We start from the raw sequence: 14,565 nt of genomic DNA on the forward strand, positions 1-14,565 counted from the left end.
GCGGGAGGACGGGTGGGAGTGGGCGGGGTGGGCAGGGCATGCGCGGGCCTTTTCTTATCGTTATGCGGCTCACGTTAGCCCCAGCCTCGGGGACTACGCAAGGTGATCGCGCTGGGCGTCGAGCAGCGCCATGAAGGCCTTGGCCGCGTTCGACAGGGTGCGGTCCGTGTGCAGGATGTAGCCGAGCTTGCGGCTCAGCTGGATGTCCTGCAGCGGCAGGCGGACCACCTGTTCGTCGAGCATGGTGCGCGGTAGCACGCTCCAGGCCAGGCCGATGGAAACCATCATCTTGATGGTCTCCATGTAGTTGGTGCTCATGCCGATGTTGGGCGTCAGCCCCTCGGCCTCGAACAGGCGCCGCACGATGTGGTGGGTGAAGGTGTTGCCACCGGGGAACACCGCCGGGTGCTTGGCCACGTCGGCGAGGAAGATGGTCTTGTCGCGGGCCAGCGGGTGCTCCGGGGCGGCGACGAAGTCCAGGGCGTCGTCCCAGACCGGCACCGCCTGCACCGGCAGCGCGGTTTCCGGGGCCAGGGTGATCACCGCCAGCTCGGCGCGGCCATGCAGGATCTCCTCGTAGGCGACCTCGGAGTCGAGGAACTGGATGTCCAGCGCCACCTGCGGGTAGGCACGGGTGAAGGCGCGCAGCAGCGGCGGCAGGCGATGCAGGCCGATGTGGTGGCTGGTGGCCAGGGTCAGGCGGCCGCTGATGTCGCCGGACAGGTTGGAGAGGGCGCGGCGGGTGTCGTCCAGCACATTGAGGATCTGGTAGGCCCTTGGCAGCAACGCGCGGCCGGCCTCGGTCAGCCCCACCTCGCGGCCGAGGCGGTCGAACAGGCGCACGTTCAGCTGCTGCTCCAGGGAGGCGATGCGCTTGCTCACCGCCGGCTGGGTCAGGTGCAGGCGCTCGCCGGCTTCGGAGAAGCTGCCGGTTTCGGCGATGGCGATGAAGGCATTGAGGCTGGCGAGATCCATGGCGCTGGGGCTCCGGGCCGCGTGAGCGGCGGGTGTGCGGGAGAGGGCAGTCGCCTGGGTGGCAGTCGACTGCGGGGCTATCGATTCCTTGTAGGAATCCATTGGATAAAAAATATGAATTTGAGTTATTCATGTCAAATCCCTAGGATCATCCCCACAAGCCAAGGGGCCTTTTTGTCCAATGAGAGCCCCGGCATGGAAACAAGCTGATGAGGAACGCCCGATGGCCGGCAAGACGCTCTACGACAAGCTCTGGGAAATGCACGAGGTGAAGCGCCGCGACGATGGTTCGTCGCTGATCTACATCGACCGCCACATCCTTCATGAAGTGACCTCGCCCCAGGCGTTCGAAGGCCTGCGTCTGGCCGACCGCAAGCCGTGGCGCATCGACGCCAACATCGCCACCCCGGACCACAACGTGCCGACCACCCGCGCCGAGCGCCAGGGGGGCCTCGAGGCCATCGCCGACGAGGTGTCGCGCATCCAGGTACAGACCCTCGATGAGAACTGCGACGACTTCGGCATCCTCGAGTTCAAGATGAATGATGTGCGCCAGGGCATCGTCCACGTGGTCGGCCCGGAGCAGGGCGCCACCTTGCCGGGCATGACCGTGGTCTGCGGCGACTCGCACACCTCCACCCACGGTGCCTTCGGTGCGTTGGCCCACGGCATCGGCACCTCCGAGGTGGAGCATGTGCTCGCCACCCAGTGCCTGATCGCCAAGAAGATGAAGAACATGCAGGTGCGCGTGGAGGGGACGCTGCCCTTCGGCGTCACCGCCAAGGACATCGTGCTCGCGGTGATCGGCAGGATCGGCACCGCCGGCGGCAACGGCCACGCCCTGGAGTTCGCCGGCAGCGCCATCCGCGATCTGTCCATGGAAGGCCGCATGACCATCTGCAACATGTCCATCGAGGCAGGTGCCCGCGTGGGCATGGTGGCGGTGGACGAGAAGACCATCGCCTATGTCGAGGGCCGCCCCTTCGCACCCAAGGGAGCGGACTGGGAGAAGGCCGTGGCGGTCTGGCGCGGCCTGGTTTCCGACGCCGACGCCCACTTCGACACCGTGATCGAGATGCGTGCCGAGGACATCATTCCCCAGGTCAGCTGGGGCACCTCGCCGGAGATGGTGCTGCCGGTCGACCAGCGCGTGCCGGACCCGGCCGTCGAGGCCGACCCGGTCAAGCGCGACTCCATCACCCGCGCCCTCAAGTACATGGGCCTGGCCGCCAACCAGGCGATCACCGATATCCAGCTGGACCGCGTGTTCATCGGCTCCTGCACCAACTCGCGCATCGAAGACCTGCGCGCCGCGGCGGAGGTGGCCAAGGGTCGCAAGGTCGCCGCGACCGTCAAGCAGGCGATGGTGGTGCCGGGCTCGGGCCTGGTGAAGCAGCAGGCCGAGCGTGAGGGGCTGGACAAGATCTTCATCGAGGCGGGCTTCGAATGGCGTGAGCCGGGCTGCTCCATGTGCCTGGCGATGAACCCGGACCGCCTGGAAAGCGGCGAGCATTGCGCCTCCACCTCCAACCGCAACTTCGAAGGCCGCCAGGGTGCCGGTGGGCGTACCCACCTGGTCAGCCCGGCCATGGCCGCCGCAGCCGCCGTCAACGGCCGCTTCGTCGATGTTCGCGAGATGCTCAAGTAAGGAGAGCGAGATGAAAGCCTTCACCCAACACACCGGTCTCGTCGCTCCGCTCGATCGTGCCAACGTCGACACCGACCAGATCATCCCCAAGCAGTTCCTCAAGTCGATCAAGCGCACCGGCTTCGGCCCGAACCTGTTCGATGAGTGGCGCTACCTGGACGTCGGCCAGCCGAACCAGGACAACTCCAAGCGCCCGGTGAACCCGGACTTCGTCCTCAACTTCCCCCGCTTCCAGGGCGCCAGCGTGCTGTTGGCCCGTGAGAACTTCGGCTGCGGCTCCTCCCGCGAGCATGCGCCGTGGGCCCTCGAGGAATACGGCTTCCGCGCCATCATCGCGCCGAGCTACGCCGACATCTTCTTCAACAACAGCTTCAAGAACGGCCTGCTGCCGATCATCCTGAAGGACGAGGAAGTGGACGAGCTGTTCAAGCAATGCGAAGCGCAGGAGGGCTACCGGCTCACCGTCGACCTCGCCGCGCAGACCGTGACCCGTCCGGACGGCAAGACCTATTCCTTCGATGTGGACGCCTTCCGCAAGCACTGCCTGCTCAACGGCCTGGACGACATCGGCCTGACCCTGCAGGACGCGGACGCCATCCGCGCCTTCGAGAGCGGCCATCGCCAGGCGCAGCCCTGGCTGTTCCGCGACGCCTGAGGCGAGGACGCGAGATGAGCGACAAGGCCCATGTGCAGGTGGTGCAGCGCCAGTTCGGCGAGCAGGCCAGCGCCTACCTGAGCAGCGCCGTGCATGCCCAGGGCGCGGAGTTCGCGCAGCTGCAGGCAGCGGTCGCGGGCCGGGGCGATGCGCGGGTGCTCGACCTCGGTTGCGGCGCGGGCCATGTCAGTTTCCATGTCGCGCCGCTGGTCGGCGAAGTGGTGGCCTACGACCTGTCGCAGCAGATGCTGGAAGTGGTCGCCGTGGCTGCCTCCGAGCGTGGCCTGGGTAACGTGCGCACCGAGCGCGGGGCGGCCGAGCGCCTGCCTTTCGCCGACGCCAGCTTCGATTTCGTCTTCAGCCGTTACTCCGCGCACCACTGGAGCGACCTGGGCCTGGCCCTGCGCGAGGTGCGCCGGGTGCTGAAACCGGGCGGCTGCGTTGCCGTCATCGACGTGGCGTCGCCGGGCAGCCCGCTGCTCGACACCCACCTGCAGGCGGTGGAAGTGCTGCGCGACACCAGCCATGTGCGCGATTATTCGGTCGCCGAGTGGTTGCGTCAGGTCAGTGAGGCGGGACTGTTCGTCGAGCGCCATGCGCGTCAGCGCCTGCGCCTGGAGTTCGGCTCCTGGATCACGCGGATGCGTACGCCCGATGTGTTCCGCGATGCCATCCTGGCCCTGCAGAAGGCGGTGGGCGAGGAAGTTCGCGCGTATTTCGAGATCACCGAAGACGGCTCCTTCAGTACCGACGTGCTGGTGCTGTGGGCCACCCAATAACCGCGCGCCAGGCTGCAGGCTCCAAGCGACACGTACTTGGGGCCTGCGACTTGGGGCGTGACGCTTTTTTCCGAAGGAAAGACTCATGAGCAAACAGATTCTGGTTCTCCCTGGCGACGGCATCGGCCCGGAAATCATGGCCGAGGCGGTCAAGGTGCTGGAGCTGGCCAATGACAAGTTCCAGCTCGGCTTCGAGCTGAACCACGACGTGATCGGCGGTGCCGCCATCGACAAGCATGGCGTGCCGCTGGCCGACGAGACCCTGGAGCGTGCGCGCCAGGCCGACGCCGTGCTGCTGGGCGCCGTGGGTGGGCCGAAATGGGACAAGATCGAGCGCGACATCCGCCCGGAGCGCGGCCTGTTGAAGATCCGCTCGCAACTGGGCCTGTTCGCCAACCTGCGCCCGGCCATCCTCTATCCGCAACTGGCGGACGCCTCCAGCCTCAAGCCGGAAGTGGTCTCGGGCCTGGACATCCTCATCGTCCGCGAGCTGACCGGCGGCATCTACTTCGGCCAGCCGCGCGAGCAGCGCGTGCTGGAGAACGGCGAGCGCCAGGCGTATGACACCCTGCCGTATGCCGAGAGCGAAATCCGCCGCATCGCCCGCGTCGGCTTCGACATGGCCCGCGTGCGTGGCAAGAAGCTGTGCTCGGTGGACAAGGCCAACGTGCTCGCCTCCAGCCAGCTGTGGCGCGAAGTGGTGGAGGAGGTGGCCAAGGACTACCCGGACGTCGAGCTGTCGCACATGTACGTCGACAACGCGGCCATGCAGCTGGTGCGTGCACCCAAGCAGTTCGATGTCATGGTCACCGACAACATGTTCGGCGACATCCTGTCGGATGAGGCTTCCATGCTCACCGGCTCCATCGGCATGCTGCCTTCCGCCTCCCTGGACGCGAACAACAAGGGCATGTACGAGCCGTGCCACGGTTCTGCGCCGGACATCGCCGGCCAGGGCATCGCCAACCCGCTGGCGACCATCCTCTCGGTCTCGATGATGCTGCGCTACAGCTTCAACCAGGGCACCGCCGCGGATGCCATCGAGAAGGCCGTGAGCAACGTCCTCGACCAGGGGCTGCGCACCGGCGACATCTTCTCCGCCGGTACCACCAAGGTCGGTACCCAAGCCATGGGCGATGCAGTGGTCGAGGCCCTGCGTAATCTGTAATCTGTCGGGCCCGCTGCATGGCAGCGGCCCACTTTTTCCCTGAAAGGTGTAGTTGTCATGAAGCGTGTAGGTCTGATCGGTTGGCGCGGCATGGTGGGTTCCGTACTCATGCAGCGGATGCTGGAAGAGCGGGATTTCGACCTGATCGAGCCGGTTTTCTTCACCACCTCCAACGTCGGCGGGCAAGGCCCGGCGATTGGCAAGGACGTCGCTCCGCTGAAGGATGCCTACAGCATCGATGAGCTGAAGAGCCTCGACGTGATCCTGACCTGCCAGGGTGGCGACTACACCAGTGAAGTCTTCCCCAAGCTGCGCGAGGCCGGCTGGCAGGGCTACTGGATCGACGCCGCCTCCAGCCTGCGCATGCAGGATGACGCGGTCATCGTCCTCGATCCGGTCAACCGCCGCGTGATCGACCAGCAGCTGGACGCCGGCACCAAGAACTACATCGGTGGCAACTGCACCGTCAGCCTGATGCTGATGGCCCTGGGCGGCCTGTTCGAAGCCGGCCTGGTGGAGTGGATGAGCGCCATGACCTACCAGGCCGCCTCCGGCGCCGGTGCGCAGAACATGCGCGAGCTGATCAAGCAGATGGGCGCCACCCACGCCGCGGTCGCCGATGACCTGGCCAACCCGGCCAGCGCCATCCTCGACATCGACCGCAAGGTGGCCGAGGCCATGCGCGGCGACGCCTTCCCGACCGAGAACTTCGGCGTGCCGCTGGCCGGCAGCCTGATCCCCTGGATCGACAAGGAGCTACCCAACGGCCAGAGCCGCGAAGAGTGGAAGGGCCAGGCCGAGACCAACAAGATCCTCGGTCGCTTCAAGAGCCCGATCCCGGTGGACGGCATCTGCGTGCGCATCGGCGCCATGCGCTGCCACAGCCAGGCGCTGACCATCAAGCTGAACAAGGATGTGCCGATCGCCGACATCGAAGGGATGATCAGCCAGCACAACCCCTGGGTGAAGCTGGTGCCGAACCAGCGCGAGATCAGCATGCGCGAGCTGACCCCGACCGCCGTGACCGGCACCCTCAGCGTGCCGGTGGGCCGCCTGCGCAAGCTCAACATGGGTTCGCAGTACCTGGGCGCCTTCACCGTCGGCGACCAACTGCTGTGGGGCGCGGCCGAACCGCTGCGCCGCATGCTGCGCATCCTCCTGGAGCGTTGATCGATCCGGGGCGCCGATGAGGCTCGTCGGCGCCCGGTTTCCCTCGATTGCCTGCGTGCGGGGCGGCGGTTAAAGTGCCGCTCCCGTTTCGCCAGAGGCAATGTCCATGAGCCAGTCCTTCGATATCGCCGTTGTCGGCGCCACCGGCACCGTTGGCGAAACCCTCGTCGAGCTCCTCGCCGATCGTGAGTTCCCCATCGGCACCCTGCACCTGCTGGCGAGCATCGAGTCCGCCGGCGCCTCCGTGCCGTTCCGTGGCAAGAACCTGCGCGTGCGCGATGTCGCCGAGTTCGATTTCTCCCAGGTACGCCTGGCCTTCTTCGCCGCTGGCGAAGCGGTGAGCCGCAGCTTCGCCGATCGCGCCAGCCAGGCGGGCTGTGCGGTGATCGACCTGTCCGGGGCGCTGGATGACGCCAAGCCTCTGGTGCCCGAAGCCAACGCCGGCCTGCTGGGCGAGCTGGCCCCTCCTTATAGAGTGAGCAGCCCGAGCGCGCCCGCCGTGGCGCTGGCCTGCGCGTTGGCACCCCTGGCTGCCCTGGGCATCGAGCGCGTCACCGTCACCGCCTGCCTCGCGGTTTCCAGCCGTGGGCGCGAAGGCGTCAACGAACTGGCCCGGCAGACCGCCGAGTTGCTCAATGCTCGCCCGCTGGAGCCGCGCTTCTTCGATCGCCAGGTGGCTTTCAACGTCCTCGCCCAACCCGATGCGGTGGACGGGGACGGGCACGCGCAGCTGGAAAGAAGACTGGCACGCGAATTGAAAGCGCTGCTCGTCGCCCCGACGCTGGACGTGGCCGCCACCTGCGTACTCGTGCCGGTGTTCTTCGGCGACAGCCTGAGCGTCTCGCTGCAGGTGCGCGAGGACCTCGATCTGGCTCATGTGCTGGAGCGACTGGAGGCTGCGCCGGGCATCGAACTGGTCGAGCGGGACGACTACCCGACGGCAGTAGGTGACGCTGTGGGGCAGGATGTGATCTACGTCGGCCGGGTGCGAAAAGGGCTGGAAGACCCGCGCCAAGTCAATTTGTGGATTGCGTCTGATAATGTGCGAAAAGGCGCTGCACTCAACGCCGTACAGTCCGGCGAGTTATTGATAAAACACTATCTGTAAAAGATACTTACCTGAAAATTTGAAGAACTTTTCTAGCTTGACAATACTGGTTTAGTTTTCATCGCTGACGGGGAACCGCTATGGCGTGTTGTGGCAGCGATCAAAATACTCTCTCGTTCGGCCGAGAAAAAAAGATAAAACAAGGGATTACGCTATGATTCGGGTTCGCAAACTGGTGCTGGCAATTGCGGCTGCTTCGGCGCTGACCTCCGGCATGGCACATGCTCTGGGGCTCGGGGAAGTGACCCTGAAGTCCGCCTTGAATCAGCCGCTGGTGGCTGAGATCGAGTTGCTCGAGGTCCGCGACCTGGCTTCCAACGAAGTCGTTCCGAACCTGGCTACGGCCGAGGAGTTCAGCAAGGCTGGTGTCGATCACCAGTACTTCCTGACCGACCTGAAGTTCACGCCGGTGCTCAAGCCCAACGGCAAGAGCGTGATTCGCGTTACCTCCAACAAGCCGGTGCGCGAGCCCTACCTCAATTTCCTGGTGGAAGTGCTGTGGCCCAATGGCCGCCTGCTGCGCGAATACACCCTGCTGCTGGACCCGCCGACCTATTCCCCCGAAACCACCGCCGCCGTCATGCCGAGCATGCCCATCGCCGCTCCGGCCCAGGCCCCGCGTCCGGCCGCTGCCGCCCCGCGCCCGAGCACCAGCCCGGCCGCCCAGGCTCCGCGTGCTTCCGCTCCGGTAGCGCCGGCCGCTTCCACCGCCAAGGCGGGCGCCGAGGAATACAAGACCACCGGTAGCGACACCCTCTGGGAAATCGCCCAGCGCAATCGCTCCAGCGGCTCCGTACACCAGGCCATGCTGGCCATCCAGGACCTGAACCCGGATGCCTTCGTCGGCGGCAACATCAATCGCATGAAGAGCGGCCAGGTGCTGCGCATGCCGACCGATGCGCAGATCGCCAGCCGTTCGCAATCCGAAGCCATCGCCCAGGTCGCCGCTCAGAACGCCGCCTGGCGTGACGGCAGCGCGGTCGCGGGCAGTGCCGGTCAGCGCCAGCTGGACGCCACCAAGCGCGCCACTGCCGGCGCCGCTCCTGCCAAGACCGAAAGCAAGGACAGCCTGCGCCTGCTCTCCGCCGACAGTGGCAAGTCCACCGCTGGCAGCGAGAAGGGTGCCGGCAACGGCAACAACAAGGCCCTGTCCGAGAAGCTGGCGGTCACCCAGGAAAGCCTGGACACCACCCGTCGCGAGAACGACGAGCTCAAGGGCCGGATGAGCGACCTGCAGAGCCAGCTGGACAAGCTGCAACGCCTCATCCAGCTGAAGGACGACCAACTGGCCAAGCTGCAGGGCGACCTGGCGAAGAAACCCGAAGCCGCCGCCCCGGCGACTCCGGCCACGCCGACCCCGGCAACGCCAGCCGCTTCCGCCACTCCGGCGGCTCCGGCTGCCGAACAACCCGCAGCGGTGCCGGCTACTCCGGCACCCGACGCTACCCAGGCCACTCCCCCGGCCGGGCAGGCGCCGGACTACAACTACAACGAGGAGCCGGCTGCACCTGATGCAGCCGCCCAGTCCCAGAACCAGCAGCCGGCCAGTGAGCCGGCTGATGCCGTTGAAAAACCTGCCGCTCCGGCCGAAGCCGCCAAGCCGGTCGAGCCTGCGCCGGTTGCCGCCGCGCCCGCTCCGGTCGAGCCCGAAGCCGAGCAGCCCGGTTTCATCGACGATCTGATGGGCAACCCGATGCTGCTGGGCATCGCCGGTGGCGGCGCGCTGCTGGCGCTGCTGGTCGCCCTGATGATCCTGTCCCGTCGCAATGCGATGAAGGAAGCCGAGCTGCAGAACAGCCTGGCTGCCCAGGATGACGACACCCACTTCGACAACGACCTGGACATCCAGGACAACGCCTTCGGCGGTCTCGAGAACGAGCCCGCCGTAGCGGCCGCCGCGCCTGCCCAGGCCGAAGAGCGCGTCACCGCCCAGACTGGCGACGCCATCAGCGAAGCCGACATCTATATCGCCTACGGTCGTTTCAACCAGGCTGCCGAGCTGCTGCAGAACGCCATCAATGACGAGCCGCACCGTGCCGATCTGCGCCTGAAACTGATGGAGGTCTACGCCGAACTGGGTGACCGCGACGGCTTCGCCCGCCAGGAAAGCGAGCTGCGTGAGATCGGCGGTGCCTATGCCGAAGTCGACCAGCTCAAGGCCAAGTACCCGGCCATGGCGCTTGCCGCCGCTGCAGGCCTGGGCTTCGCCGCCAGCTCTTCCGCTGCGGACGACCTGGACAGCTTCAGCCTCGACGACCTGACCCTGGACGAGCCCGCCGCTCCCGCTGCCCCGGCGCCCGCCGCCGTGGGGTCGGATCTGGACGATGCCTTCGACCTGAGCCTCGACGAGCTGGAAGCCGACCTCGATCGCGACCTGCAGGCGTCCGCCGGCAACGATGCGCTGGCCGGCCTGGACGATCTCGACCTGAGCCTCGACGAACCCGCCGCCCCGGCTGCGAGCCTCGACGACGAGCTGGGCTTCGACCTGGAACTGGACAGCAAGCCGCTGGCGGAAGAGCCGCTGGACCTGGGTGACGATCTCGCCGACTTCAGCCTGGATCTGGAATCCGACACCAAGCCGACCGTCGCCGAGGAAGACGACTTCCTCCTCAGCCTCGACGACGAGCTGGGCCTGGGTGGGGCCGAACCTGCCGCCGAGCCGGCCAAGGAAGAAGCCGCTTCCGCCTTCGAACTGCCGTCCGACTTCGACCTGTCGATGCCCGAGGACGAGCCAGCCACCGAAGTGGACGCGCCGCTTTCCGACAGCTTCGCCGCCAAGCTGGATGAAGTGACCGCCGAGCTCGACCAGCTCGCCGAGAGCCTCGACCAGCCGCCGGCAGAAAGCGCACCGGCCAGCACCGCCGCTCCGGCGCTGGACCTGGATGGCGAAGACGACTTCGACTTCCTCTCCGGAACCGACGAAACCGCCACCAAGCTCGATCTGGCCCGCGCCTACATCGACATGGGTGACACCGAAGGCGCCCGCGACATCCTCGACGAAGTGATGGCCGAGGGCAGTGAGAACCAGCAACAGGAAGCGCGCGAGCTCATCGCCCGTATCAGCTGATCAATGACCCAAGCAGTACCCACAACGGCAGCCGACTCGGCTGCCGTTGGCATTTACAGAATCGCCCTCGGCGTCGAGTACAAGGGCTCCCGCTATCGCGGCTTCCAGCGCCAGCGCGCCGGGGTTCCGTCGGTCCAGGAGTGCCTGGAGAAGGCCCTGTCCAAGGTGGCCGGCGGCGCGCCGGTGACGCTCAGCTGTGCCGGCCGCACCGATGCGCTGGTGCATGCCAGCGGCCAGGTGGTGCACTTCGACACGCCGGTCCAGCGCTCCATGCATGCATGGGTCATGGGGGCGAACATGAACCTGCCGGGCGACATCAGCGTGGCCTGGGCCCAGGAGATGCCGCGGCACTTCGATGCGCGCTTCAGCGCCATGGCGCGGCGTTACCGCTACGTCATCTACAACGACCAGATCCGCCCGGCGCACATGGCCGAGGAGGTCACCTGGAACCATCGGCCGCTGGATGTCGAGCGCATGCGTGAGGCCGCTGCCCACCTGGTGGGCACCCATGACTTCAGCGCATTCCGTGCCCGCCAGTGCCAGGCCAAGTCGCCGATCAAGACGGTGCACCACCTGCGCCTGAGCGAGCATGGGCGCTTCATCGTCCTGGACATTCGCGCCAACGCTTTCCTCCACCACATGGTGCGCAACTTCGCCGGGGTATTGATGACCATCGGTGCCGGCGAGCGGCCGCCGGAGTGGGCCCGTGAAGTGCTGGAAAGTCGCGTCCGGCGTACCGGCGGTGTCACCGCCCATCCGTATGGGTTGTACCTGGTGGAAGTGGAATACCCCGAGGAGTTCCAGTTGCCCAAGCGTTACATCGGGCCACATTTCCTTTCCTGGCTGCCGGAAAACCCGGGCTGACGCTCCGCCGAGCCTTTGCTACCATCCAGCATCTTTTACCCACCCGGTGCCAGCAACTTGCCAGCCGTTCGCATCAAAATCTGTGGCATCACCCGCGTCGAGGACGCCCTGGCGGCGGCTGCGGCCGGGGCCGATGCCATCGGCATGGTGTTCTATCCCGCCAGCCCGCGCGCGGTCACGGCCGAGCAGGCCCGGGCGATAGTCGCGGCGCTGCCGCCCTTCGTCACCACTGTCGGCCTGTTCGTCGACATGCCCGCCGCCGAGCTGGCGGCCATCCTCGATGTGGTTCCCCTCGACCTGCTGCAGTTCCATGGCGACGAGACGCCGGATGCGTGCTCGGGCCATGGCCGCCCCTATATCAAGGCTCTGAGGGTCCGGCCCGGCGATGACGTGGCCGCCCGCGTGCGTGAATTCCCCGGTGCCTCGGGCGTGCTGCTGGACACCTATGTCCCCGGCATCCCGGGTGGTACGGGCGAGGCGTTCGACTGGAACCTCGTCCCGGTCGAGCTGGACAAACCCGTGATACTCGCAGGCGGCCTCACCCCGGAGAATGTCGGGCTGGCCGTTGCCCAGGTCAGGCCGTATGCCGTGGATGTCAGCGGCGGCGTGGAAGCGAGCAAGGGCATCAAGGACCATGACAAGGTGCGGGCCTTCATCGATGCGGCAAGAGCGGCATGCTGAACCCGTCGCCCGCATATGTGACGGCGCCGCTCGCGCTGCCGTCCATAACCCAGTTGCCCGGGCACGCGCGCATGCGCGCGTTGTCGGAACGGGCCGATTTTGCTTTTCGCGACGGCGCCATGCCGGCTTCCGTCGCCCAGATGGCCGGGGATTGCCCGGCGACGCCGAGCGGGGCAGGGCGCACCATCGCCATCCCGCTGGTGCCGCCAACCCCGTCCGCAATCGTGAATTCGCTCAAGAACATGCGCAGGGCTCCGGGCCGCTAGCGCGTGTTCGGGCCTGAAGCTATGGAGAACGAGAGCATGAGCAACTGGCTGGTAGACAAGCTGATCCCTTCGATCATGCGTTCCGAGGTGAAGAAGAGCTCGGTTCCTGAAGGCCTCTGGCACAAGTGCCCGTCTTGCGAGGCCGTGCTGTACAAGCCCGAGCTCGATAAGACCCTCGACGTCTGTCCCAAGTGCAACCACCACATGCGCATCGACGCGCGCACCCGCCTGGACATCTTCCTCGACGCCGAGGGCCGCGAGGAGCTGGGAGCCGAGCTGGAACCGGTGGACCGCCTCAAGTTCCGCGACAGCAAGAAGTACAAGGACCGCATCACCGCTGCCCAGAAGGACACCGGCGAGAAGGACGCGCTGATCGCCATGAGCGGCAGCCTGGAAGGCATGCCCATCGTGGCGTGTGCCTTCGAGTTCTCGTTCATGGGGGGCTCCATGGGCGCGGTGGTCGGCGAGCGTTTCGTCCGCGCCGCCAACGTCTCCCTGGAGAAGCGCTGCCCGCTGGTGTGCTTCTCCGCCTCGGGCGGTGCGCGCATGCAGGAAGCGTTGATCTCCCTGATGCAGATGGCCAAGACCTCTGCGGTACTGGCGCGCCTGCGCGAAGAAGGCATTCCCTTCATCTCCGTGCTCACCGACCCCGTCTATGGCGGTGTTTCCGCGAGCCTGGCGATGCTCGGTGACGTGATCGTCGCCGAACCCAAGGCGCTGATCGGCTTCGCCGGTCCCCGCGTAATCGAGCAGACCGTGCGCGAGAAGCTGCCCGAAGGCTTCCAGCGCAGCGAGTTCCTGCTGGAGCACGGCGCCATCGACATGATCATCCCCCGTCAGGAACTGCGCGCCCGCCTATCGCGGCTGTTGGCGCAGTTCATGCGTCTACCCTCACCGGCCACTGCATGACCCAACGAACCCTCGCCGACTGGCTCGCGTACCTCGAGCAACTCCACCCTACAGCCATCGACATGGGGCTGGATCGCAGCCGCCAGGTCGCCCAGCGACTCGGCCTGCACAGGCCGGCGCCGCTGGTGGTCACGGTTACCGGGACCAATGGCAAGGGTTCGACCTGCGCCTTCCTCGCCTCCTTGTTGAGGGCGCAGGGCCTCAAGGTCGGGGTGTACAGCTCCCCGCACCTGCTCACCTACAACGAGCGCGTACAGATCGATGGCCTCGACGCCAGCGACGCTGCGCTCTGCGAGGCCTTCGCCGCCGTGGAGGCTGCTCGTGGCGACGTCTCCCTGACCTATTTCGAGATGGGCACCCTGGCGGCCTTCTGGCTGTTCGAGCGCAGCGGGCTCGACGCCGCGGTGCTCGAAGTCGGCCTCGGCGGCCGCCTGGATGCGGTCAACCTGGTCGATGCCGACCTGGCGCTGGTCACCAGCATCGGCATCGACCATGCCGACTGGCTCGGCGACACCCGTGAAAGCGTCGCCTTCGAGAAGGCCGGCATCTTCCGTGCCGGCAAGCCTGCCCTCTGCGGCGACCTCGATCCTCCTGCACCGCTCATCGAGCAGGCCGCGACCCTGGGTGCTCCCTTCATCCTGCGCGGGCGTGACTACGACCTGGCGGTGGGCGAGGGCGCCTGGCATTGGCGGGGCGTCGACCGGAAGGGCCAGCTGCGCCAACTGCATGACCTGCCGCTGCTCGACCTGCCCCTGGAGAATGCCGCGCTGGCCCTGCAGGCCTACTCGCTGCTGGGCCAGGCCTGGGACGAGGCCGCCATCACCCAGGCGCTGCAGGCCACCCGGGTCACCGGCCGCCTGGATCGCCGCTCGCTGAAATGGCGTGGCAAGTCACTCACGCTGCTGCTGGATGTTGGGCATAATCCCCACGCTGCCGGCTACCTGGCCGAGCGCCTGCGCGCCCGTCCGGTCGCGGGTCGTCGCCTCGCGGTGTTCGGCCTGCTGGCCGACAAGGACCTGCCCGGCGTGCTCGCGCCGCTCAAGGACGTGCTGCCCGACTGGGCGGTGACCACCCTGCCGTCGACGCGCAGCCGACCGGCCGCCGAGTTGCAGGCCGCGTTGCTCGCCCTTGGCGTCACGGCGAGCAGCCATGCGGACGTGGCTGCGGCGCTGGATGCGCAGTGCGAGAAGGCCGGGGAGGGGGATGAAATCCTGGTGTTCGGATCTTTCTATTGCGTGGCCGAGGCGCTGGCCTGGCTCGCGCATCAGGCTTAAG

At 66.7% G+C, this 14,565-nt stretch carries 13 protein-coding genes; 11 read left to right on the top strand and 2 right to left on the bottom strand.

The window, feature by feature from the left end; genetic code table 11:
• Nucleotides 1–93 precede the first annotated feature (93 nt).
• Entirely contained in the window at nucleotides 94–975 is an 882-nt protein-coding gene (locus tag WFQ67_RS29245) for a LysR family transcriptional regulator (RefSeq protein WP_111259524.1), read from the bottom strand.
• 223 nt (nucleotides 976–1,198) lie between these two features.
• On the opposite strand from WFQ67_RS29245, the gene leuC reads away from it, so the two are divergent.
• The 9 genes from leuC (at nucleotide 1,199) to WFQ67_RS29290 (ending at nucleotide 12,115) form a co-directional block, all read left to right on the top strand.
• A complete protein-coding gene (gene leuC / locus WFQ67_RS29250; RefSeq protein ID WP_236232731.1) occupies nucleotides 1,199–2,623 on the top strand; it encodes a 3-isopropylmalate dehydratase large subunit in 1,425 nt (474 codons plus the stop codon).
• Nucleotides 2,624–2,633: 10 nt separating this feature from the next.
• Nucleotides 2,634–3,278 (top strand): 3-isopropylmalate dehydratase small subunit, encoded by a 645-nt coding sequence (gene leuD / locus WFQ67_RS29255; RefSeq protein ID WP_236207379.1) that lies wholly within the window; start codon nucleotides 2,634–2,636, stop codon nucleotides 3,276–3,278.
• A gap of 14 nt (nucleotides 3,279–3,292) precedes the next feature.
• Nucleotides 3,293–4,057, top strand: coding sequence for a class I SAM-dependent methyltransferase (locus WFQ67_RS29260; protein WP_337058914.1), 765 nt, complete (start codon nucleotides 3,293–3,295; stop codon nucleotides 4,055–4,057).
• 85 nt (nucleotides 4,058–4,142) lie between these two features.
• The gene (gene leuB / locus WFQ67_RS29265) at nucleotides 4,143–5,225 is read left to right on the top strand and encodes a 3-isopropylmalate dehydrogenase (RefSeq protein WP_337058915.1); all 1,083 of its coding nucleotides are present in this window, start codon (nucleotides 4,143–4,145) and stop codon (nucleotides 5,223–5,225) included.
• A 57-nt stretch (nucleotides 5,226–5,282) separates the two neighbouring features.
• Nucleotides 5,283–6,395: an aspartate-semialdehyde dehydrogenase gene (gene asd, locus WFQ67_RS29270; protein ID WP_337058916.1), complete on the top strand. Its 1,113-nt coding sequence runs from the start codon at nucleotides 5,283–5,285 to the stop codon at nucleotides 6,393–6,395.
• Nucleotides 6,396–6,501: 106 nt separating this feature from the next.
• The gene (locus WFQ67_RS29275) at nucleotides 6,502–7,503 is read left to right on the top strand and encodes an aspartate-semialdehyde dehydrogenase (RefSeq protein ID WP_337058917.1); all 1,002 of its coding nucleotides are present in this window, start codon (nucleotides 6,502–6,504) and stop codon (nucleotides 7,501–7,503) included.
• Between the two features lie 154 nt (nucleotides 7,504–7,657).
• A complete protein-coding gene (locus WFQ67_RS29280) occupies nucleotides 7,658–10,570 on the top strand; it encodes a FimV/HubP family polar landmark protein (RefSeq protein WP_337058918.1) in 2,913 nt (970 codons plus the stop codon).
• Nucleotides 10,571–10,573: 3 nt separating this feature from the next.
• On the top strand, nucleotides 10,574–11,434 hold the full coding sequence (gene truA / locus WFQ67_RS29285; RefSeq protein ID WP_111259427.1) for a tRNA pseudouridine(38-40) synthase TruA: 861 nt from the start codon (nucleotides 10,574–10,576) through the stop codon (nucleotides 11,432–11,434).
• Nucleotides 11,435–11,491: 57 nt separating this feature from the next.
• Nucleotides 11,492–12,115: a phosphoribosylanthranilate isomerase gene (locus WFQ67_RS29290; protein WP_337058919.1), complete on the top strand. Its 624-nt coding sequence runs from the start codon at nucleotides 11,492–11,494 to the stop codon at nucleotides 12,113–12,115.
• Here the strand turns inward: WFQ67_RS29290 and WFQ67_RS29295 are convergent.
• Nucleotides 12,087–12,359, bottom strand: coding sequence for a hypothetical protein (locus WFQ67_RS29295; protein ID WP_213628844.1), 273 nt, complete (start codon nucleotides 12,357–12,359; stop codon nucleotides 12,087–12,089). The genes WFQ67_RS29290 and WFQ67_RS29295 overlap by 29 nt on opposite strands.
• 58 nt (nucleotides 12,360–12,417) lie before the next feature.
• Between WFQ67_RS29295 and accD the strand changes: the two genes are divergently transcribed.
• Nucleotides 12,418–13,290, top strand: a complete 873-nt coding sequence (gene accD / locus WFQ67_RS29300; protein ID WP_337058920.1) for an acetyl-CoA carboxylase, carboxyltransferase subunit beta — start codon at nucleotides 12,418–12,420, stop codon at nucleotides 13,288–13,290.
• A complete protein-coding gene (gene folC / locus WFQ67_RS29305) occupies nucleotides 13,287–14,564 on the top strand; it encodes a bifunctional tetrahydrofolate synthase/dihydrofolate synthase (protein ID WP_271105342.1) in 1,278 nt (425 codons plus the stop codon). The genes accD and folC overlap by 4 nt, the downstream gene beginning before the upstream one ends.
• Nucleotide 14,565: the final 1 nt, after the last annotated feature.

The organism is Pseudomonas sp. USHLN015, from assembly GCF_037153275.1.
In the GTDB taxonomy this organism is placed as follows: Bacteria; Pseudomonadota; Gammaproteobacteria; order Pseudomonadales; family Pseudomonadaceae; genus Metapseudomonas; species Metapseudomonas tohonis.